20 protein-coding genes are annotated in these 21929 nt (G+C 54.9%); 3 read left to right on the forward strand and 17 right to left on the reverse strand.

Going from position 1 to position 21929, the window contains the following annotated elements; genetic code table 11:
- Positions 1 to 16: 16 nt before the first annotated feature.
- Together LA360_RS05975 and LA360_RS05980 are read right to left on the reverse strand one after the other, a co-directional pair.
- Positions 17 to 1654, reverse strand: a complete 1638-nt coding sequence (locus LA360_RS05975; RefSeq protein WP_022202882.1) for a response regulator transcription factor — start codon at positions 1652 to 1654, stop codon at positions 17 to 19.
- Between the two features lie 18 nt (positions 1655 to 1672).
- Positions 1673 to 2731, reverse strand: a complete 1059-nt coding sequence (locus tag LA360_RS05980) for a pectinesterase family protein (protein ID WP_022202883.1) — start codon at positions 2729 to 2731, stop codon at positions 1673 to 1675.
- Positions 2732 to 3005: 274 nt separating this feature from the next.
- Here LA360_RS05980 and LA360_RS05985 point away from each other — a divergent pair, with 274 nt between their 5' ends.
- Entirely contained in the window at positions 3006 to 4412 is a 1407-nt protein-coding gene (locus LA360_RS05985) for an amidophosphoribosyltransferase (protein ID WP_022202884.1), read from the forward strand.
- Positions 4413 to 4419: 7 nt separating this feature from the next.
- Here the strand turns inward: LA360_RS05985 and LA360_RS05990 are convergent, their stop codons facing one another.
- The 15 genes from LA360_RS05990 to LA360_RS06060 all read right to left on the reverse strand — a co-directional run bounded on the left by LA360_RS05990 (position 4420) and on the right by LA360_RS06060 (position 19601).
- Positions 4420 to 5076 (reverse strand): precorrin-8X methylmutase, encoded by a 657-nt coding sequence (locus tag LA360_RS05990; protein WP_002583726.1) that lies wholly within the window; start codon positions 5074 to 5076, stop codon positions 4420 to 4422.
- On the reverse strand, positions 5033 to 6697 hold the full coding sequence (locus LA360_RS05995; protein ID WP_089775524.1) for a cobyric acid synthase: 1665 nt from the start codon (positions 6695 to 6697) through the stop codon (positions 5033 to 5035). The genes LA360_RS05990 and LA360_RS05995 overlap by 44 nt, the downstream gene beginning before the upstream one ends.
- The gene (locus LA360_RS06000) at positions 6673 to 7794 is read right to left on the reverse strand and encodes a pyridoxal phosphate-dependent aminotransferase (protein WP_022202886.1); all 1122 of its coding nucleotides are present in this window, start codon (positions 7792 to 7794) and stop codon (positions 6673 to 6675) included. The genes LA360_RS05995 and LA360_RS06000 overlap by 25 nt, the downstream gene beginning before the upstream one ends.
- Before the next feature lie 56 nt (positions 7795 to 7850).
- Complete coding sequence (gene cbiB, locus LA360_RS06005) at positions 7851 to 8849, reverse strand: adenosylcobinamide-phosphate synthase CbiB (RefSeq protein ID WP_057571664.1); 999 nt, start codon at positions 8847 to 8849, stop codon at positions 7851 to 7853.
- 14 nt (positions 8850 to 8863) lie between these two features.
- Positions 8864 to 9283 (reverse strand): bifunctional adenosylcobinamide kinase/adenosylcobinamide-phosphate guanylyltransferase, encoded by a 420-nt coding sequence (locus tag LA360_RS06010; RefSeq protein WP_057571665.1) that lies wholly within the window; start codon positions 9281 to 9283, stop codon positions 8864 to 8866.
- Positions 9284 to 9285: 2 nt separating this feature from the next.
- Positions 9286 to 10119 (reverse strand): adenosylcobinamide-GDP ribazoletransferase, encoded by an 834-nt coding sequence (locus LA360_RS06015; RefSeq protein WP_057571666.1) that lies wholly within the window; start codon positions 10117 to 10119, stop codon positions 9286 to 9288.
- Positions 10116 to 10757, reverse strand: a complete 642-nt coding sequence (locus tag LA360_RS06020; protein WP_022202889.1) for a bifunctional adenosylcobinamide kinase/adenosylcobinamide-phosphate guanylyltransferase — start codon at positions 10755 to 10757, stop codon at positions 10116 to 10118. The genes LA360_RS06015 and LA360_RS06020 overlap by 4 nt, the downstream gene beginning before the upstream one ends.
- A gap of 39 nt (positions 10758 to 10796) precedes the next feature.
- Positions 10797 to 11855, reverse strand: coding sequence for a nicotinate-nucleotide--dimethylbenzimidazole phosphoribosyltransferase (gene cobT, locus LA360_RS06025; RefSeq protein WP_057571668.1), 1059 nt, complete (start codon positions 11853 to 11855; stop codon positions 10797 to 10799).
- A gap of 44 nt (positions 11856 to 11899) precedes the next feature.
- A complete protein-coding gene (locus LA360_RS06030; RefSeq protein ID WP_089775521.1) occupies positions 11900 to 13333 on the reverse strand; it encodes a cobyrinate/hydrogenobyrinate a,c-diamide synthase in 1434 nt (477 codons plus the stop codon).
- Complete coding sequence (cbiE, locus tag LA360_RS06035) at positions 13318 to 14637, reverse strand: precorrin-6y C5,15-methyltransferase (decarboxylating) subunit CbiE (protein WP_022202892.1); 1320 nt, start codon at positions 14635 to 14637, stop codon at positions 13318 to 13320. The genes LA360_RS06030 and cbiE overlap by 16 nt, the downstream gene beginning before the upstream one ends.
- Complete coding sequence (gene cobK, locus LA360_RS06040; RefSeq protein WP_022202893.1) at positions 14609 to 15436, reverse strand: precorrin-6A reductase; 828 nt, start codon at positions 15434 to 15436, stop codon at positions 14609 to 14611. Before cobK ends, cbiE begins: the two co-directional genes overlap by 29 nt.
- A complete protein-coding gene (cobM, locus tag LA360_RS06045) occupies positions 15423 to 16937 on the reverse strand; it encodes a precorrin-4 C(11)-methyltransferase (protein ID WP_022202894.1) in 1515 nt (504 codons plus the stop codon). The genes cobK and cobM overlap by 14 nt, the downstream gene beginning before the upstream one ends.
- 13 nt (positions 16938 to 16950) lie before the next feature.
- Positions 16951 to 18153 (reverse strand): cobalt-precorrin-5B (C(1))-methyltransferase CbiD, encoded by a 1203-nt coding sequence (cbiD, locus tag LA360_RS06050; RefSeq protein ID WP_022202895.1) that lies wholly within the window; start codon positions 18151 to 18153, stop codon positions 16951 to 16953.
- Between the two features lie 115 nt (positions 18154 to 18268).
- Positions 18269 to 19333 (reverse strand): cobalt-precorrin 5A hydrolase, encoded by a 1065-nt coding sequence (locus tag LA360_RS06055; RefSeq protein WP_022202896.1) that lies wholly within the window; start codon positions 19331 to 19333, stop codon positions 18269 to 18271.
- A 55-nt stretch (positions 19334 to 19388) separates the two neighbouring features.
- Positions 19389 to 19601 carry an alpha/beta-type small acid-soluble spore protein gene (locus tag LA360_RS06060; RefSeq protein WP_002567278.1) on the reverse strand — a complete coding sequence of 71 codons (213 nt, stop codon included), beginning with the start codon at positions 19599 to 19601 and terminating at the stop codon, positions 19389 to 19391.
- A 224-nt stretch (positions 19602 to 19825) separates the two neighbouring features.
- On the opposite strand from LA360_RS06060, the gene LA360_RS29940 reads away from it, so the two are divergent.
- Both LA360_RS29940 and LA360_RS06070 read left to right on the forward strand, forming a co-directional pair.
- The gene (locus LA360_RS29940; protein ID WP_022202897.1) at positions 19826 to 20554 is read left to right on the forward strand and encodes a LytR/AlgR family response regulator transcription factor; all 729 of its coding nucleotides are present in this window, start codon (positions 19826 to 19828) and stop codon (positions 20552 to 20554) included.
- Entirely contained in the window at positions 20554 to 21897 is a 1344-nt protein-coding gene (locus tag LA360_RS06070; RefSeq protein WP_112482784.1) for a sensor histidine kinase, read from the forward strand. The genes LA360_RS29940 and LA360_RS06070 overlap by 1 nt, the downstream gene beginning before the upstream one ends.
- Positions 21898 to 21929: the final 32 nt, after the last annotated feature.

The raw sequence follows: 21929 nt of genomic DNA on the forward strand, positions 1-21929 counted from the left end.
CGCAGGCCTGTTGTATCTATTTTGCCCCTCTGAACTTGGTGGGCGAGACCCCGAAACGCTTCTTAAACACATAGCTGAAATAATTCTGCTCCTGGTATCCCACCTTGGCCGCTATGACATAGGTCTTGTCATCGGTCTTGTTGAGAAGCTCCACTGCCTTGTCCAGGCGGACCTGGGTCAGGTAGGCGGTATATGCCTGCCCTGTCTCCTTCTTGAACATGGTGGAGAAATAGGCCGGGCTCATGTGCAGCTGGCGGCATATCTTCTCCACGGATAAATCCGGGTCCTGGTAATTGTCAATAATATATTCCCTGGCCTTCTGGATGACCTGCTTCATGGTATTATCCCGCTCCCGGTTCATGGCCTGGTTCATCCTGAGGGCGGCCGAGAGAAGCCAGTGGGCAAAGTCCTCCTTTTTCATCATCCTGGGTATGACGGCAAAGGTATCCCCCTGCTCCTCCCCCTCCTCCGTCAGCTGTTCCAGGTCCAGGTCATACTGCTGAATCAGCTGGACAATGGAGCTGGACACGCTGAGCATATATGCCTGGCACTGCCTGAAATGCACCTTTGCATCGCTCATTTTATCCATGACCGCCTGTACTGCTTCCTCTATCTTCTCCCTGGGGCCGAACTTGATGGCCGCAATGAGTTCCGCTTCGTCCTTGCTGTCAAAACTCAGCTTTCCCCCGCTTACAGGCTCCACGTCATTGATGTAGATGGTGCTTCCCGCTCCCACGATGGCCTTATAGCCAAGGGCGTCCACGGCCGCCTTATAGGAGCCGCTGATCTCCCCCAGGTCCTGGCAGCTGTGGCCGATGCCAATGGTGATGGGCACCTCCAGAATCTTCTTTGTCTCCTTGCAGATATCCCCCAGAACGTCAATCAGTCCTGTCTGGCTGTTATCCTCATCAATGGCAGCAATAAGGGCCAGCTCAGACCAGGAGGTCCTGGAGGAAGTGAATACGGAAGAACGGCAATAGTTCCCCAGCTTCTCCTCCACTATCTGCATGACGGAAATGGGAATCAGGTCCCTCTCCTTGTGGAGAGGCAGCATATTCCCCTCCCGGATCTCCTCCGGCTCTATGTCAATGGCCGCGGCCACCCACTTCTTGGCTCCTGCCAGCGGGATATCATACTCAGCCAGCTTTTCCTTAAGTACATTTCCGGGCACAGTGCTTCCCACCAGCTCGTTTAAAAACTGGTCCCTGAGAATGGGAAGGCTGCGAATATAATTTTCACGCAGCAGGCTCACATTCCTTTTCTGCTCGATCTCATCGTCCAGGTTGGATTTGATGCGCTTTAAGATGGCAGTCAGCTCCTCCACATTCACAGGCTTCAGGATGTACTCCGTCACATTCAGCTTTATGGCCTGCTTGGCATACTCAAAATCATCGTAGCCTGAAAAAATCACGATTTTAACCGAGGGATATTTCTGCCTCACCCGTTCAGCCAGGGAAAGGCCGTCCATAAAGGGCATCCTGATGTCCGTCAGTATCAGGTCCGGCTCCAGGGCCTCCACTTTCTCCAGGGCCTCCTCCCCGTTTTCCGCATCCCCAACCACGCAGAAACCGGCTCCCCTCCAGTCAATTTTCCTGATGATACTCTGCCTGACCTCTTCCTCGTCGTCCACCAGTATGATACGGTATAAATCCATACGTTTATCCCTTCCTTCTTACAATATATGCCCGGGATTCCACCCGTCCGTTCCGCCCAGAACCTGTTCCATGGTGTAGTCCTGTATCTGATCACGGGTAAGCATGGAAACCCAGTCCGGCCTTGATGTCCCCCGGTCCCTTTTACCCTGTTCCGATGCCTCCCGGCCCGCCGCCCCCGGTCCATAGTTTCCGTATTCCCCGTAAAACAATGTGGACCGCGCGTCCTTTTTATCCCAGTCATGCCATCCCTCACGGCATATGTGGGGCCCCAGATAGCAGTCAATGAGTACCGTCCTGGCGTAATCCCTCCAGGGCCTGCCCAGGTAGACGCTTTCACGGGAGCTGTTTCCTGTAAACCGGCAGTTTCGGAACACATACCCGTATTTCTGGCCCCTGGGGGTGGACGCGGCGGTCACATACCCCTTTCTCTCTGTATCCCGGCCGGCAGAGTACAGCTCACACCTGTCAAAATAGGCTGTGGCGCTTCCAAATATAAAGTCTATATCCCCGCGTATAAAGCAGTCCCGGTAGCAGTGGCGCCCGTTTATCCTGGGTGAAAACTGTTTTGGTCCGATGAATCCGTTCTTTTCTATCTCTTTCGGGGGAAGAGGGCCCGTGAAAAGTGTGTCCTGGCCTCCCAGCAGCCTGCATCCCTTAAACAGTATCCGGTCTCCGTCCGCATACAGGGCCAGCGCCTGTCCCGCCGCTTCGCCCGGACCGGCGCTGTTTTCAATGGTCAGGTTCCTTGCGGTAAAATCGTGGGTGTCCACCAGCACACTGTAGGTGCGGAAGGTTCCCCGCTTGCTGCCGTCCTCCATGGTCATCCCGGCAGACAGTCCGCAGGTAATGACGGTGCCGCCGGCTGTCTGGCCCTCCAATGTGATTCCCGGCCTTTTAATTTCCAGCCGTTCTCTGTACACGCCCTTTTTTATATAAATACGGGCCGGCGGTCCCTCCTTGTCTCCCAAGGCCGCCAGGGCCGCGCCTACCGTATCATAGTCACCGCTGCCATCCTGCGCCACTGTCAGGCGGATGGCCCGTATCTCCTGTTCATTCTGTCCATCTGATTCTGTCATTTACAAGCCTCCTCTCCGAAGTACATCTGAAAGCTCCTGAAGATTTATCACAAGTATACCTCAAATGCATGGAATTGTCATCCCGGTGCGCAAGTGAATATTCACCGGAAAACTCTTCCTGGCATGCTTATAGTTTTTCATAAGTATAAATAATATATCAATAATATTGTCCTGTACCACTAATATATGTTATGATAAGTCCGTAACCGGCAGACAGAGCCGTAATCAATCGTGAAGACGTAAAGCAAACACATAGATAAAAGAGGTATGACATATGGGCGGAATATTTGGTGTTGCATCAAAAAACAGCTGTACCCTGGACTTGTTTTTCGGAGTGGATTATCACTCCCATCTGGGGACAAAAAGAGGCGGAATGGCCGTATACGGCAGCCAGGGCTTTACAAGATCCATCCACAATATTGAAAACACTCCCTTCCGTACGAAGTTTGACGGGGATTTGGACGAGCTTGAGGGAACATTGGGAATCGGATGTATTTCCGACACCGAACCCCAGCCCCTTCTGATACAGTCCCACCTGGGCAGCTTTGCCATAACCACAGTGGGAAAAATCAACAACGAGGCGGAGCTGGTGGCATCAGCCTACGAAAACGGCCACATTCATTTTATGGAAATGAGTCACGGTCGCATCAACGCAACAGAGCTGGTGGCTGCCCTTATCAACCAGAAATCCACCTTGGTGGAGGGGCTTCTTTATGCCCAGGAAAAAATAGAGGGCTCCATGTCCATCCTGTTACTGACCCCGGAAGGAATCTATGCGTCCAGGGATAAATTCGGAAGGACCCCCATTGTCATCGGGCGCAAGGAGGACGCCTACTGCGCCTCCTTTGAAAGCTTTGCTTACATCAATCTGGGATATACGGACTACAAAGAACTGGGGCCCGGCGAGATCGTATATATGACGCCTGAGAGCGCGGAGACGGTCAGCCCTCCCAGGGAAGAAATGAAGATATGCTCCTTCCTGTGGGTATACTACGGCTATCCCACATCCAGCTACGAGGGCATTAATGTGGAGAGCATGCGCTACGAGTGCGGAAAGCTGCTGGCAAAGAGGGATGACGCGCAGCCCGAAGTGGTTGCGGGCGTTCCTGACTCAGGCATCGCCCACGCCATCGGGTATGCCAATGAATCCGGCATTCCATTTGCCCGTCCCTTCATCAAATACACCCCCACCTGGCCGCGCTCCTTCATGCCCCAGAACCAGGGACAGAGAAACCTGATCGCCCGCATGAAGCTGATTCCTGTGGACGCTCTGATCCGCGGAAAGAAGCTGCTGCTCATCGACGACTCCATCGTGCGGGGCACCCAGCTGGGTGAGACAACGGAATTCCTGTACCAGAGCGGTGCAAAGGAAGTCCACATACGTCCGGCCTGCCCTCCCCTTATGTTCGGATGCCCCTATCTTAACTTCTCCCGTTCCACCTCAGAGCTGGACCTGATTACCAGACGCATCATACGGGACAGGGAGGGCGACGATGTGTCCCGGGATGTGCTGAACACCTACACGGACCCGGACAGCGCCAATTACAAAGAGATGATTGAGGAAATCCGCAAGCGCCTGGGATTCACCACCCTGCGTTACCACAGGCTGGATGACCTGGTGAAATCCATCGGTATCTCCCCCTGCAAGCTCTGCACCTACTGCTGGAGCGGCCGGAAATAGAAAGACTTTACACGGGAATCTGGTATAACAGAGCGTTACAGATGGCGGCGGCAACATTGCTGCCGCCTTTTCTTCCCCCTGCCACAATATACGGCGTATCCTCCAGGGTCAGAATCAGTTCCTTTGACTGGACCACATTCACGAATCCCACCGGAACGCCGATGACAAGGGCGGGGGCGGCCAGACCTTCCTCTATGAGCTCATAAATGCGGACCAGGGCCGTGGGCGCATTGCCCACGGCAAAAATCAGCGGACGCTCCTGCAAACCATAGAGCCTGGCCGCCTTTTCCATGCTGGCCACAGCCCTGGTGGTGCCCTGTTCCTTTGCCTGTAACGCCACATCCTCATCTGCCATGAAACAGAAGGCTTCCCCGCCCAGGGCGGACAGCCTTTTTTTATTGATCCCGGACAGCCCCATATTGGTATCCGTGACAATGACAGCGCCGGCTTTTAAGGCATCTATCCCCTTTTTCACTGCCTGACCGGAAAATATCAGGTTTTGTGCATAGTCAAAATCCGCCGTGGTGTGGATGGCCCTCTTGATAACCATTTCATTTTCAGGCTTCAGATGTATGCCCTGTAAGGACAGTTCCTCCTGTATGAGCTCAAAACTGCGCCTCTCAATATCTCCCGGCAATACCTGTTCCAACTGTATATCCGTCATCCGGCTTCTCCTCTCCTTTTTCTTTTGGGCTGATGCCCATGATTCTGTACACGGCATCCATGTCCAGATGTTCCCTGAGCGATTCCGCCAGCTTATCATACTGCTGTTCCCTGTAAGCGCGGTAATCCATATCCGCCGCCTGTTCCAGGCATAGGCCCTCTGCCGCGGCCAGGGCTTCTGCCACTGTCCTGGCTATTTGGGGGCTGTCAAAGATTCCGTGGATATAGGTACCGTAGATATTTCCCCTGTTCCACCCATCCATCCTGGCCTGTCTGGATAAAATCCTGTCCTTTCCCGTCTCCATCACATAGCCCAAAGGGCGGCATATTTCCGGTTCCCTGCGCCAGGAAACGATTCTGGCCGTGTCCGCGGCCCCCTCTTCCCGGTCAATGTACGTGCGGCCCATATGAATCTCATATCCCTCAATGGATTTTCCGGACAGTCCGCAAAGACAGCCGTCCAACTCGCCGAACGCGCCTTCCACCCGGGTCCTTATCTTTTCTTCCTCAAACTCCGTCTTAAGGGGAAGAAGGCCCATTCCGGCTGTCCGGGAAGGGAGGTCTGACTCCACCCCCATTGCATCCTCCAGCACCTCTCCCATCATCTGGTAGCCGCCGCAGATTCCCCACACAGGCACCTGACGGTCCGCCAGTTTAAGGATTGCAGCCTCCAGACCGTTCTGGCGCATCCAAAGCAAGTCATGGATGGTATTCTTGGTGCCGGGAAGGATAACCATGTCGGGGCTGCCAAGGTCACAGGCCTTTGTGACATAGCGCAGCGACACCCCCGGGATTCCTGAAAACACATTAAAATCCGTAAAATTTGATATACGCGGAAAACGAATCACTGCCAAATCCACCGCGGCAGGGGCTTTGCTCTTACCTGTCTCCAGCCGGCTGCTCAGGCTGTCCTCATCCTCGATGTCCACGTCCATGTAGGGTATCACTCCCACCACCGGTATATGGCACAGCTCCTCCAGCATGGAAATTCCGGGCTCCAGTATGGACCTGTCGCCTCTGAATTTGTTGATGATCAATCCTTTTACCCGCTTCCTCTCCTCCTCTGTCAGCAGGGACACCGTGCCATAGAGCTGGGCAAAGACACCGCCTCTGTCAATGTCCCCCACCAGAAGCACCGGGGCGTCCGCCATGTCCGCCATGCCCATGTTCACGATATCATCGGATTTCAGGTTAATCTCGGCCGGGCTTCCGGCGCCCTCTATGACGATGACATCGTACTGTTCCTCCAGCCGCCGGTAGGAGGCCATGATATCCGGCACCAGGGATTTCTTACAGGCGAAATAATCCCTGGCCTTCATATTGCCCCTGGAAATCCCATGGACGATAACCTGGCTTCCCACATCTGTGGTAGGTTTTAAAAGAATGGGATTCATGTCCGCATGGGGAACAATTCCAGCCGCCTCCGCCTGTACGGCCTGGGCCCGTCCCATCTCCAGCCCTTCCGGGGTTATGTAGGAATTAAGGGCCATGTTCTGGGATTTAAAGGGCGCTGTCCTGTAGCCGTCCTGGTGAAAAATACGGCACAGACCGGCTGCCAGGATGCTCTTTCCCGCATTGGACATGGTTCCCTGAATCATTATTGGCTTCGTATGTTCAGACATGGTTTCCTCCTCTCAAGCACCCGGGCCATTTCCCGGATAAGCTGTTCATTGTCCTGTCTCAGTTTAACACAGATACGGTAAAAGGATGAGTCCAGCCCCGGATAATTGGCACAGCTGCGAATCAGTATGCGGCGGCGCAGCAGTTCCTGGTAAAGACGGCCTTTCTCCAGAGTCCCGTCCTCTTTCCGGTCCCGAAAAAACAGATAATTGGCCTGTGAGGGATATACCTGAAAGCCCAGGTCATGGAGGGCGCCTGAAAGCCTCTCCCGTTCCCCCTTAATCACCTCTTTCGTGTGCTCCACAAAATCCGTCTCTCCAAGGGCCGCCACGCCGGCGCACTGGGCCGGCCCCGACACGGACCAGGGCTGGCGCACTGCCCGGAGCCGCTCCAGCAGGCTTTCGTCGCTGCACAGGCCGTAGCCCAGCCGCAGCCCTGCCATGGCGTACAGCTTTGTAAATGCCTTCAGCACAAACAGATGCTTAAACCGGGCCAGGCCGGGTATGACGGAATATGATTCCGAAGCATCCAGGAAATCGCAGAAGCATTCGTCCACTGCCAGATAAGCCCCCAGACGCTCACAGGTATCTGCCAGCTGCTCAACCTCTTCCTTTTTCACGGGTATTCCTGTGGGATTGTTGGGATTGCACAGGAACACCACATCGTAGGGCTCGCCTCTCTCTGCCGCCTCCCGGACACAGCCGCACATCCCCGCCGCATCCAGGGCAAATCCCGCATCCCACCTGAGATAATAATAGTCGGTCCTGCATCCCACCGACCTCAGCGCCTGCTCATACTCGGAAAAGGCCGGGGCTGTCACCAGCCCGCGCACAGGGCGCAGCGCGGCTGCCAGGCCGAATATCAAATCAGCTGCCCCGTTTCCGCAGATAATCCATTGTTCCTCCACCCCATGATGCCTGCCCAGGGCCTGTCTCAGCTTTTTGCACCGGCTGTCCGGGTACAGGCTGCAGACTTCCCTCTCCAGGCAGTCCCTCAGAGCCTGCCTGACCGCCTCCGGCATGCCAAGGGGATTGATATTGGCAGAATAATCCATCTGTATGTCCTGGCTGTATATGTCCCCGCCGTGTTGATATTCCATAATAACCTCCGTATGTCCTTTTTACATCTGTCATTCCAAACACGCACCGGCCGATATCACAAAAGCAAAATCATCACAGCCAGCCCAAAGACCATCATCCCCTCCGCAAAAAACATGAGATGGTTTGCACGCCTTATGTCCGACGGTTCAATTTTCCTGTGGTCATCCCCGATATACGGCTTTTTATGAAGGGTTCCGAAATACCAGGCATCCCCGGCCAGACGCAGATGAAGGGCGCCTGCGCAGGCAGCCTCACCGTGGGCAGAATTAGGGCTGGCATGGCGTTTCCTGTCCCGAAAGAACACCTTGCAGGCATGAGCCCCGTCCATGCCCGGCAAAACCCATGCACCCAAAACCATCAGTATACCGGTCAGCCTGGCCGGCGCCAGATTAAGCAGGTCGTCCAGCCTGGCTGCACAGCGCCCGAAATACAGGTACCTTTCATTTTTGTATCCCACCATGGAATCCATGGTGTTGACAGCCTTGTACAGCGTGCCTCCTGCCGGTCCCAGAAGAGCCATAAACAAAAGGGGGGCAATGACACCGTCAGAGGCATTTTCAGCCACTGTCTCCACTGCTGCCCTGGCAATTCCGCCCTCATCCAGCACCGAGGTATCCCTTCCCACAATCATGGATACGTTGTATCTGGCCTCCTCTGTGCGGCCTGCCTCCAGGCTGCGGCACACCTTCATGCTTTCTGTATACAGTCCCCTGGCAGCCAGCATGAAACTGCACAGGAACCCCTCTGCCAGCAGAAGTGCGGCCCAGGCCCAGGCAGGCCACAGAAGTTCCGCCGCGTGAACGATTGCCCATGGAATACACCACCATATCATACACATGGAGGCGGCAAGGATGGCCCCTGCCCGGGACTGCCCTTTCCTTCCCGTTCCCTCTGTCCATCTTCCGAGCCGCTGTTCCATCCCGGCAATCATGGTTCCCATAAGGCGCACCGGATGGGGAAGCCACAGAGGATCCCCTATGATCCAGTCAATCACACATCCCGCCAGCAGGGCCGCACCGTGAAATTTCCATAAATCCAGCCACGTCATATCCATGTCTACCTACCTCGTCATTTAATCCGCATCCCTATCCCGCAGCACACCCGCCACACTTCCTCCGCCTCCCCTGCAATCCGGCAGCACAACCGCCCCGTCTCCTCCCGGTACAGGCGTTCAAAGGCATCTGCGGGCACGATGCCGCAGCCTGTCTCGTCTGTCACCAGAACACGGTCCTCTGGTCCGGCAAACAGCTCCTCCAGAAGCTGTTCCGTGACCGGCCCCTCAGGTTCATGGCCGTAGGGGACCACGCTGCCCTCCATCACCCGCCTGACAAAGAGCTGGAAATCACGGCAGAACCTGCCGTCCATAAATTCCTCCCAGGAAGCCTCCGCGCCCTCTGTCCAAACAACGGGTTCTGTATCCTGTCCCCCCAGGTACTGCCTGACGAACTCCCTCTTTCCCTGGGAGCTTCCCCCTGTTACTAAAATCATTCCTACATTCCTCCCATCAAGCCTGCTTTAAAAAGGACTGTGGCCGCCGTCAGACCGGCCAGTTCGCAAACCTGCAGAAAGCATCCGGCCAAATCCCCCGTCACTCCGCCAAACTGTTTCACAGACATCCTGTAATACCATATAAACACGGCCAGGTGGGTCATAAGCAGGACTACTGCCAGTACCACCGCCCCGCGACAGCCCATCCGAGCGGCTGCAGCGCCTGTTACCAGGCAAATAAGCATCCACAGAAGCAGAACCAGGCTATCCGTCCTTTTTTTCGCTGCCCCGCCAAATCCGGCTGCCAGGCCCTGCTTTTTGGCCTGGGGAAATGTGACCACGGAAAGGCCGCTGAAGGCCCGCTCCATCACAAACACAAGGCAGGGAACCGCATAAAGAAAATATCTGTCCCTCATTTCCTCCCTCAGGACAAGGGACAGGTATTCATGAAAAACCCCCAGATAGAGCATCATGTAAACGCCAAAGGAAATGACCGCAAAAGCTCCCAGATGGGGGTCTTTCAGGATCTCCAGCTTTCTGCTTCTGTCACCATAGGAATGAACGGCATCCATGGTATCCAGAAAACCGTCCATATGAATTCCTCCGGTTACCAGCAGGGGAACGGCTGCCCCCACGAGAGCCGAAACGGCCGCGGACAGATTCAGCACATCCAGGGCAAGATGGAGCCAAAGGCCCAGGACCGCCCCCTGAGCAAGCCCCACCAGAGGAAAAAAGCACATGACATAGCGCATGCGCTCCCCGGTCCACTCCACGTTGGGCATGGGTATCTTGGAATACATGGAAACTGCTATGATACAGGAATAAAGTCCGTTCATTCTCCCTGACACTCCCTTCTTGTCAAGTCAGCCCCAACCGCTGCCTGTCCTGAGATGGGCTTCCAGAGCACGGGAATGCCGTGAACCAACTCCACCACCCGGTCCGCGGCAGATGCCAGCTTCTGATTCAGACAGCCCATGAGACGGATATACTCCATTGTTTCAGGTCCGTAACAGATTCCATCCCGGTCCACTTCATTGGTAACAATCACCATATCCCGAACCTGTCCGGCCAGGGAAATGATGTCCCCCGCAATCTTATGGGACAGGCATTGGATCGGACTGCCCTGCTGCTCTCCTGCCTCCGCTTCCCCTGTCTCCTCATCCTTAAACATCTCATTGGCCGCCAGGTTGGATACGCACTCCAGCAAAAGAGCCCGGTCTGCCCGGGATGAAGCGCCTGAACCGGCCTCATGTTCTTCAAACATCACCCTTCCCACATCCCGGGGCTTTTCGATGGTGATGAAGCCCTTTCCCTGTCGGAGCATACGGTGGCGCTCCACCTTATCCCTTCCCTCTTTTCCATATGCAATCATGGTAGCTACATAAAAACGGCGGGAACAGGAGGAGTCCAGAATAAGCCCTTCTGCATATTCTGATTTTCCGCTGCCGCTTCCGCCTGTCACCAGAGTAATCATCCTTGGTCTCCTATCTTCATGATATCCTGTTAATCCCAATCACACCAGATGCTCATAGGCATCCACATGGATCTCATCAAAGCTGCTCATCCGGGTGTACACAGACGCCGCCATATCTAAAAGCGGAAGCAGGGCCGCTGCGCCGGTGCCCTCCCCCAGACACATTCCCGCGGAAATAGCGGGCTTAAGGCCAAGGGCATCCAGGACCATTGTCCCGGCAGGCTCGGCTGAAACGTGGGAGGCCAGCAGATACTCTTTTACATCCGGGCTGATTCGGACGGCTGCCAGAGCGGCCACCCCTGTTATGAGTCCGTCCAGCACCACCGGCAGGCCGCAGGCCGCGCATCCAATGTAAAAGCCGGTCAGGGCCGCCAAATCCAAACCGCCCACTTTGGACAGCGCGTCCACCGGATCCTCTCCGGACGGCCTGTGAATGCGGATTCCTTCCCTTATGACCTGCACCTTGCGGTTGTAACCAGCCGTGGTCAGACCGGCCCCCCGGCCCGTCACCCGTTCGGGGTCCACATCCAAAAGTACGGAAAGAAGGGCGCTGCTGGTAGTGGTATTGCCAATTCCCATTTCTCCGGAGCCGGCCAGCACATAGCCCCTTTCTTTCAGCTCCACGGCCATATCTGCTCCTGCCTCCATGGCCTTCACCGTTTCCTCCCTGGTCATGGCAGGAGCCTCCAGGAAATCCTTTGTCCCATATGCCACTTTCCGGTTCACCACGCCGGGAACCGCGTCACGGCAGGCCATGCCCACATCCACAGGAATTACGTCAGCCCCTGCCTGACGGGCCATAAGGCATACACATGAATTTCCCTGAGCCATGTTCCCTGCCACAATGGCGGTAACCTCCTGTCCGGTCTGGGTCACGCCTTCCTTTACAATGCCGTTATCCCCGCACATGACCACAATAGCCCTGGGGTGCAGGCTGACTGCCAGGCTGCCGGATGCGGCGGCTATGCGTATGATATCCTCCTCCAGGACTCCCAGGCTTCCCAAAGGCTTGGCCACCTGGTCCCAGCGCCGCTCTGCCTGACGCCTGAGGGCCTGGCTGGCGGGCTTAATGCTCTTCATTGCTTCCTTCAATGTCATAGCTCATGTTCCTTTCCGTCTTGTTCTTCATCTTATTCCTTGCCTTATTCCTTGTCTCGTTCCTTTCCATATACCACGCACTGTCCGGCAAAGCTTTGAACCAGTTCGGGGCAGGAAGGATAATAGAGGTGGGGGAATCCGGCCATCACCCGTTTCACCGTTCTCATGCAGGACCAGTAACGGCCGCCGTTTGGCTTGACCGCCGTCATGCAAAATTCATCCTCCCCGCACCCGCAGTCCCAGTAATGAAATTCATGGCCTTTTATCTCTGCCCCCTCCTGAAGAAAGGGAAGGCTGCGATTGGGCCGCAGGGTTATGTATCCAAACCTGCCGGTTTTTCCGGCCCTGTATCCATGGCCCCTCAAAACACCTGCCATGGGATAATCCGTTCCGTCAGCCCCCTCCAGACGGTCCAGCAGATAGAGGTATCCGCCGCACTCTGCCAGAATGGGCATCCCGGAACCGGCTGCTGCAGCCACCGAATCCCGCATGGTTCCGTTGGCTGCCAGGGCCTCCCCATGGTTTTCAGGATAACCTCCCCCCAGAATCAGCCCGTCCAGTCTCTTAGGCAGTTCCTTCTGATGGAGCGGACTAAAATATACAAGCTCGGCTCCGGCCTGTTCCATAGCCCTTAGATTATCCTCATAATAAAAACAAAAAGCCTCATCCCTGGCAATCCCCAGACGAAAATGTGGTGCCATTCCTGCCTCCGGCCGGACCGGCGCCTCCCTGTCACAGCCGTCCGCGGCAGCGGCAATCCTCAAAAGCGATTCCCACTCCAAATTGTCATCCATCTGGTCTGCCAGCTGTTCCAGCTGTCCCCTGATTTCATCTATCTCGTCCGGAAGCACCAGTCCCAGATGACGGCTTCCCACCTGAAGGAATTTCAGTTCAGGCAGATATCCTATGACCGGAATCTGAAACCGTTCCTCCACCATGGGTTTTAGACGGTTATATATCATGGAGGACATACGGTTGAAAAAGATGCCCCTTATGTTGCGAGTTTTTTTCTCGCAAGTTTTTTTCTCACGAGTTTTTTTCTCATTTTTTGCATCCGCCGTCACATCATACTCCAAAAATCCCTGAATCAAAGCCATCAGCGATAAGCTGGCTCCTCTTCCATCCACCACCAGAATAGCCGGAAGTCCAAGAATATTTCCAATCTCAAAGGAACTCCCCCGAAGGGACACGCCCCCCAGACCGTCAAAATATCCCATGACCCCTTCCGCCACCACAAAATGGTCTTTCATCCTCCGGGACAGCTTCTGTCTCATATGTGTCCCGGTCTCAAAGAAACTGTCCAGGTTTTCATTTTCCACTCCCAGCACCCTGCGGTGGAACAGGCCGTCAATATAGTCCGGTCCGCACTTAAATGCAGCCGGATTATATCCCTTTCTCTTAAGAAGGGTCAGCAGGCCGCAGGTTACCATGGTCTTGCCGCTTCCGCTTCCAGGAGCCGCTATCATAACTCCTGCCATTGTATCTCTCCCCCGTCGTCCTTTGGGTCCTGCATGACGGCCACATATACCGGGTTCTGCGCCTTTGGCATATGATAGCTTCCCACCGTATCCACAGGAGCCGCCCATATCTGGGTTATCTCTCCTGTGGCGAATTCAAATTCCTTCATACATGCCAGAATCTCGCCCACTGTCTCCAGTGTAATGGCATTGGCCACGATTCTCACATGGGGATTGGCGTCAAGAAGGGCTGCCACGATTTCACGCATATGGCCTCCGCTTCCGCCGATGAACGCGTGGGTGGGCGGCTCCAGTCCCTCCATGGCCTCAGGCGCTTCGCCTTCCACAATGTGAAATCCCATCCAGCTTCCGTGGAACTTCTGGCAGTTGGATTCAATCAGCTGCAGGGCTTGCCGGTTCCGCTCAATGGCATACACCTGGCCGCTTCCGCCCCGCTTGCGAATCTCCATTCCCATTTCTACCGCCACGGAGCCGGTGCCGGCCCCGATATCATAGCACACGGCCTGGGCGCCGATACACAGCTTCTCCAGGGATATCCTCCGTACCTCCTTTTTTGTCATAGGCACCTGCCCACGGATATAGTCGTCATCCCCGGGACCGGGCTGGGGATAAAGCTGTCCTTCCGCCGCCTCTGTATTCTCCACCAGAACACAGGCCAGGCTGCCAAAGGGAAGGCGCTCATCCTCCATCAGAAGCTCGGCAGGAGTCATTTCCCAGGCAATGCGTTCATCCTCATATGAAAAATTTTCTCCGGCCCATATGGTCACGTTGCTCATTCCGCTGCTGACCAGCTGACGGCACAAATCCGGCACGCTGCCGGCTCCGCCCAGCAGGATAAAACAGCTCCTAAAGCTGCGGATATGGGCAACCACATCGCAGTCCCGTCCATGGCTGCTGACCGGATGGACATTCTGCCAGCTCTTTCCCAGCCTGGCGCAGAAATAGGACAGGCTGGACACACCCGGCACAAATTCCACGTCCCATCCTTCACGCACAAATGCCTTGGCCGCCGCCTCAGCCCCGCTGTAAAAGCCGGTGTCTCCCGACAGCACCAGAGCTGCCTCATCCCACCGGAAGCTGCCCAGCCACTGAACCATCTCACTTGGCTTATAGGCTGAAAATATCCGCTTCTTATCGGTGTACGCGCTGACGCTGTCCAGCATCCGGTCCGCACCCATCACCACCTGGGCCGCCTCCAGGCAATCCATTGCCCGGCCCGTCAGCTGGTCCTCTCCCCCCATTCCTATGCCCACCAGATATACGATTGGCCTTAAATCATCCATATATGCTTCCTTTCTTTTCATGGTCCATCCACTCCTTCAGCTGTCCCTTTATCTCATCTAAGGATATGCCTTCCCCGCTGCCCGGCCGGTCAATCACCACTGCCGCAGCGCCGGCCCTGCGCGCTGCCTTTATCTTTTCCGAAAAGCCTCCGGCCGCGCCGCCGTCCTTGGTCACCAGATAAGCGCATCCGTATTCCCTGAGCTGTGCCAGATTCATTTCCTCTGAAAAAGGTCCCTGCATGGCGATGATATGGCGGCCCTCAAATCCCAGACTCCTGCACCGGGCCACGGCCTCCTCCGAGGGCAGGACCCTGGCATAAATTCTCTGCTCATAATCCCTTATCCTTGTGTACGAGCTCAGCTCCTTGCTGCCTGTTGTCACCAGAATATTTCCCGTCACAGAGGACAGCCATGTGACTGCCGTCTCCACATCCGGCATATGGACTACCCCCGCCCCCGGCCGGCTGTCCCCGATCCCCGGCTCGCGCAGGCACCTTATAAGCCGCAGTCCCTTTCTTCCGGAACAGGCAATCCTTATGTTTCGGGTTACTTCCACCGCATATGGATGGGTGGCGTCAATGACAAATCCCGGCCGCAGCTCATCAAACATCTGCTCCATTTCCGTGACATCCAGACGCCCCTGGCGTATCTCCATGCATCCGGCATGGTCCGGCCTGCATATATCCTCCAGCAAATCCCTTCCATACCCGGTAGCCACACAGATTACAAAGGGCTGGTTAAGCTCCTGAAGGTATTCGGCCAGCAGCCTCCCCTCCGTGGTCCCGGCAAACAGTACGATATTCTTCTTAATTTCCTTCATACCGGTAACCTCTCGGCGTGACCATATAGGGGCCAATCTGCCTGGTATGGGAATTGCCGATGTAAACCGTGGTGAACATGTCCACCCGGCGTTCCTTCAGGTCCTCCAGGGCAAGGACCTCCATCCCTTCCCCTTCCCTGCCGATGTTCACAGCCAGCCCGCACACGGTATGCCCCGGCCTGTACTTGAGAATACGGCTGCATGCCTGCCGGAAATAGTCAGGCCGTCCCCTGCTGGCCGGGTTGTACAGACATATGACAAAATCCGCCTGGGCCGCGGCCTCCACCCGGTTCCATATGACTTCCAGGGGCGTAAGCCGGTCGCTTAAGCTTATGACGGCAAAATCGTGCATCAGCGGGGCTCCCAGAACCGCCGCCCCCGCGCAGGCAGCGGTGATTCCCGGCACGGTCCTGACGCTGACACCTGGATACTGCTCTGCCAGTTCCAGTATGAGGCCCGCCATTCCATAAACCCCTGCGTCCCCGCTGCATATCATGGCTGTATTCTTTCCCTCCATACAGCAATCAAAGGCCTTCCGGCACCGTTCCTCTTCCCTGGTCATGGCAGTGGTCAGGAATTCCTTATGGGGGAACAATCCCCTTACCAGGTCCACATAGACCGTGTAACCGGCTATGACCTGGCACTGCTCCATCACTTCCAGGGCCTGTCCCGTCATCTGCTTTTTTTCTCCTGGTCCCATTCCCACCACATAGAGTGTTCCGGGCTTGTGTTTCCCCCGGGCATCTTCACGGCCCACACGGAATCCGGTGGTAAAGGCAGGGTCGTAAAGCTTTGATCGCTCATAGCCGGTCTGGGACACGGTATTTCCCACCACAATAAGCGCGGTTTTATGGATTCCTTCCCTGTCTGCCGTCTCCTTTAAGGCGGCTAGCGTACACCGGACCACCTTCTCGTCCGGCCAGGTTGCCTTATATACAATGGCTGCGGGCGTATCCCCCGGATATCCGCCCTTCATCAGCTCCTCTGACAGTTCCCCCGTCATTCCGGCGCTGAGGAATATCACCATGGTGCTGCCGTGGGCGGCAAATTTCCCTATGGATTCCCGGTCCGGCACAGGAGTCCTTCCGGCCATCCTGGTTATGACTACGCTCTGGCTGATGCCGGGCAGGGTATATTCCATCCCAAGCGCCGCCGCGGCTCCGCAGAAGGAGCTGACTCCGGGACATATATCATATCCTATCCCCCTGGCGTCCAGACCGTCCATCTGTTCCCGTATGGCACCGTAGAGGCAGGGATCTCCGGTGTGAAGGCGCACCGTGGTAAGACCGTCCCGTTCCGCCTGTTCCATCACTTCCAGGACCTGCTCCAGGTCCATGGTGGCGCTGTCATAAATCCTGGCATCCTGCCTGGCCCAGTCCAAAAGCTCCCGGCTGACCAGGGAACCCGCGTATATAACCACATCTGCCTCCGACAAGAGTCTCTGCCCCCTGACCGTAATCAAATCAACCGCACCTGGACCTGCTCCTACTATATGTATCATCTTATTCCGCCTTTCATCTGTTCCTCATTCTGTCCGTAAAGTACATAAGCAAATCATCTGCTCCGGTGGTCGCGCCCAGTATTCCGCGTTCATTGGTAAATACAATGGCCTCTGCCCTCAGACCTTCACCGGCCCGCCGTTTCACATGCTGTTCCAGCCGCCCCATCACCCGCTTCATCACCTGTTCACGCAGGCCATCCTCTGTCTCCAGGAGGCGCAGCCCCTCGTCCACGGTCACTGCTTCCAGAATCTGTTCCACCAGCTCCCTTTTTGCGCCGCAGGCAGCTCCGTGGGCTGCCAGGATTTCCATTCTCCCGTCCGCCCAGGAGGAATGGGTATTCATGATACCTGCTGCCAGTTTGATCAGCTTACCGCCATGGCCTATGAGCAGTATGGACTCCGCCCCTTCTTCCACCGCCATGTCAATGGTACTGCCTATGAAGTTGCTGCATTTCACAGCCTGTCCCAGGCCAAGTCCAAGTACATTGCCCACAAAGCTCTCACCGTAATTTCCCGGTGTCACCAAAAGGTTCTTCTCCCCCTTGCGGATCCTCTGCCTCAGCTCCAGCCGTATGGTGTCAAGAAGCGCTGTCTCGCTCATGGGCTCCACTATTCCGCTGGTCCCCAGTATGGATATGCCTCCCCGGATTCCCAGACGGCTGTTAAATGTCCTATGCGCTACCTCAAACGCTCCCGGTACACGGATTTCAATGGAAAGCACACCTTTAAAACCGGATTCCCGGCACACACCGGCCACCTGTTCAAATATCATCTTCCTGGGAACCGGGTTAATGGCAGCCTTTCCCACTTCACAGCTCAAACCGCACTGAGTTACCCTTCCCACTCCCACACCTCCGGATAAATACAGCCGTAATCCGTCTTTTTCATACACATAATCCCCACCGGCACAGCCAGCATCGCCGCTGTCCGCATCCGGCAGCCGGATCTGTGAATACACCATAAGCCCGTCCGTCACATCCGGGTCGTCGCCTGCATCCTTTCTGACGCCGCAGGATACGCTGTTTTCACCCGGATCCATCTCCTCCACCTCCAGGTCCAAACGGATTCCCTTTGGCGTTGTCAGGGATACCTGCTCCATTCTCCTGCCCTGCAACAACATAACGGCAGCTGCCAAGGAAGCCGCTGCCGCACAAGTACCTGTGGTGTATCCCCATCTCAATTTTTTCTGATTCTTATAGATGTACGAATCTCCCATAGTCTCACCCGCTGTCCAACATCTGACTTAAACTATGGAAAAGTATATCATATCCGACTGCATTTCTCAATGTCTAATTTACCTGTGACTGGCTGTTACTGGCTGTGATTGGCTGTTACTGGCTGTGACCGGCTCTTGCGACCGGCTCTATGGCCGCCGCCACCGTCACTCCTTCTCCGGCCCGCTTATGTATCAGAAGGATTCCTCCCCCGGCTGTGCAGGACCTTTCGCAGACATTGCCCACGCCCACCGCGGTTCTTACAAACTCGGATTCCTCAAACTCTCCTTTTACAGCCAGCAGTTCCCCGGCTGTAAATGTGCGGAGCTCCCACCCGTACCTGCCGGCCAATTGCGACACAGCTGCCTCCCCGGCCTTAATATCAATGGTGGACAGTGCCTTTACCGCCGCCGGGTCAATACCGCTGTCCTCCAGCGCTTCCAGAACGCGGCGTTCCAGGACATCCGGCTGTGTTCCCTTCCTGCAGCCCACGCCCACCACAACCATCTTTGGAACCAGGCGGAGGAAGGAGGGTCTTTCACTGTTTCGGAATGTAATCCATATGTTATGCCCGCACACCCTATTCATGCATATATTATGCCTGCATATGTCCCTGGCGCCCTCCGCCCCATGGCACTCCGAATCGCAGAAAAAGCCCACCTCCCCGCCATCCAGCAGCCAGGCGGAAATCTCTTTGGCCTCTTTTCTGTCTGTGATGCAAAGACCGTTTCGGGCCGCGAAGACATCCACTGCAAACACACCGTTGACATCTGTTGCCGTGGTTATGACCGGTATGCCATTAAGCCAGCCCGCCATTCTTTCAGCCAGCTCATTGGCTCCCCCCACATGGCCTGACAACAGGGGAATGCAGAAATGTCCCGCCTCATCAGCCGCCACCACAGGAGGGTCTGTCATCTTATCCCGGACATAGGGCGCAATGGCCCTGACCGCAATACCGGCTGCACCGATGAATACCAGCGCCCTCTTCTGTCCAAACATGGATCCGGTCCATTCCGAAAGGGACCTGTCCTGAGGCAGGATTCCCTCCGCCTCCCATTCCGGCTTCCAGAAGCGCCGCGGCACATATCCCCGGCACTCAGTTCCCGTATCCCTGAACCGGCCGCACAGCAGGCGGCATATTCCGGCGCCTCTCGCCGTAAAACAGATCATTCCTATCTTCATTCCCGTCTCCTTTGTATCATTCCTGATTAAAGATATAAAACAGTATATCGGAAAATCATTCCTGCTGCAATGCCTCTTTCTTAAGTTCCCGTTTGCGCTTTGTGATAAGCCCCCCTATCTTGCCGCTTTCCTTGGCTGTCAGGCTTCTCCATCCGCCCTCCATGACCTTTGCGTCCAGCCCCAGTTCCTGGGCAATCTCAAACTTAAGCTGGTCCTGGGCACTCAGGTTATGGGGATCAAATGCCTCATTCTTTTTAGACTTTCCCATGCAGGTTCTTGCTCCTTTCTTGCTGATACAAAATAAGTACAAATGGATTATACCCAGGCAGGGGCCTGCCTATACCGTTCTTACAACTTATTCCAATTGCCCTTGCAATTTAAATTGTTGTATATTATACTGAACCTATATGGATTGTTTCATAGCGTACCGTCACAGGATAATTTGTATGGCTTTTGTTACCCTGTTGATATACGAAAGAAAGGAAGGGCACCGTGAACATTGCAGTCATCGACGACTCGATAGATGAGGCTCGTCAGTTAGCCGGCTTTATATCCGCCTATTGTTCTGACACACATACCTGCCAGCAGACGACCATCTTCAATACCGCCGCCGACTTCCTTCGCTGCTGGCAAAGAGGCAGCTTTGACCTTATATTCATAGATATTTTTCTCCGCAATGAGACTTCCGGCATCCGAATCGCTGAAAGGGTCCGTAAGGATGATGATTTCTGTACCATCGTGTTCACCACCAGCAGTACGGATTTTGCCCTGAAGGGTTATGAGGTCCGGGCCCTGGATTACATGATAAAGCCCATCCGCTATGAGAAGCTCTGTCAGACCATGGAGTATTTTATGTCTGTGTCCCGCAGGAAGCAGAGTCATTATATAGAGGTAAAGGAAAGCCGCATTATGCTTAAGATTCCCATTGACTCCATCCTTTACACAGATTATTCAAACCACTACATACAAATCCATCTTCCGGACAAGACGGTCCGCACTTATATGCGGTTTGAAGAGTTTTCCGGCATGCTCCTTATCTACTCCCAGTTTATATGCTGCTACCGGAATTGCATCATCAACATGGACAAGGTATTCTCCATGGAGAAATCAGAGTTCATTTTGACAACCGGAGAACATCTGCCTATTACCAGGACCATGCGGTCGCAGATTCATCAGCAGTATGCAGATTACCAGTTCTCCAAACTAAATGGAGGCATCTGATGAACTTTGCACAGATACAGCTGATATGTGTGATTTTGGCTAAAATCATATTCATCATCGTTCCCTTTTTGGCGGTATTCCGCGGGGAGTGGCGGTATACCATGTCAAAAACCGCAGGTATTCTTATGGGATACCTGTTTTTTGTATGCCTATTGGGCTTGACATGCTTCCGGCATTTCCTGAACCGGCCCTGGCTGGAGATGGCGTGGGCCTGTACCACCATGACGACCAACATATTGGTCTGTAAATGGATGGTGCGGACGGACTGGCCTGTGAACATCTATTCCCTTTTCCTTTTTAAGAACTTCACGGATACCGCCGCGTACTGCGCGGACCTGTCCAATGCTTCGGTCTCCCTTTATGAGAGCAGTTTCCTTATAACCAGGGATGAATTGCTGGGCAATCTTATTTTTCTGTTTCTCATGGTCTGGGCAGCCTATTATATTCTGCACAAATATCTGAACAAGGCAGTGGAATACACAAGGCTTCTTCCGGTCTGGAACTATCTGGCTGCCATTCCGGTGCTCTTTTTCATCATGTTCCGGCTGGCAATCCGCTCCCTGTCCCCTTCCCGCATGCTCCAGCACCATCCTGACATGGCTTTTTTTGCTGTCTGCTGGTTTGCCTGTATCTACACGGTCCACTATGTGAGTCTGAGGATTCTGTCCCGGCTGGCTGAAAGCTACGCGGTCAAGGAGCAGTACCGGACCATCCGGCTGCTGGCCAGCGTACAGAAATCCCAGATGGCCACGCTCCAGTATAATCTGGAACAATTCAAGAAGGCCCGCCATGATTACCGCCATCATCTCATCACAATCAAGGGACTGTTGGAGCAGGAGGAGACAGACTTTGCCCTGGAGTATATCAATGACTATCTGGGCTCCTACGCGACTCTGAAAACCACCCGGTACTGTCAGAACCCTTCCTCCAATGCGCTGCTCAATTACTACATACAGACTGCCCAGACCCAGGGAATCGCGGTGAACTCCTCCATCTCCCTGCCTCAGAGCCTTCCTGTCCCGGAGATAGACTTCTGCACCATCCTGGGCAACCTTCTCTCCAACGCGGTGGAGGCATGTCAAAGGCAGACTCAGGGAACGCCCTCCATCACCATCAACATCGGTCAGGCCGGCGAATCCATGATCGCCCTTTCCATACAGAACACCTATTCCCATCACATACGGATGAAGGACGGACGTTTCCTCTCATCCAAACGGGAGGATATGGGAACCGGCACCACCTCTGTGCGGTATCTGGTGGAACGGTATCACGGCATATTGAAATTCGATTACAGTAACGGGATTTTCGAGGCATCCCTGCTTCTGAACCCTGCCATGAAGTAGCTTCTCCCGGCAAACCTAAAAACTGGCTATGG

The sequence above is a fragment of the Enterocloster clostridioformis genome, from assembly GCF_020297485.1.
GTDB classification, from domain to species: Bacteria; Bacillota; Clostridia; order Lachnospirales; family Lachnospiraceae; genus Enterocloster; species Enterocloster clostridioformis.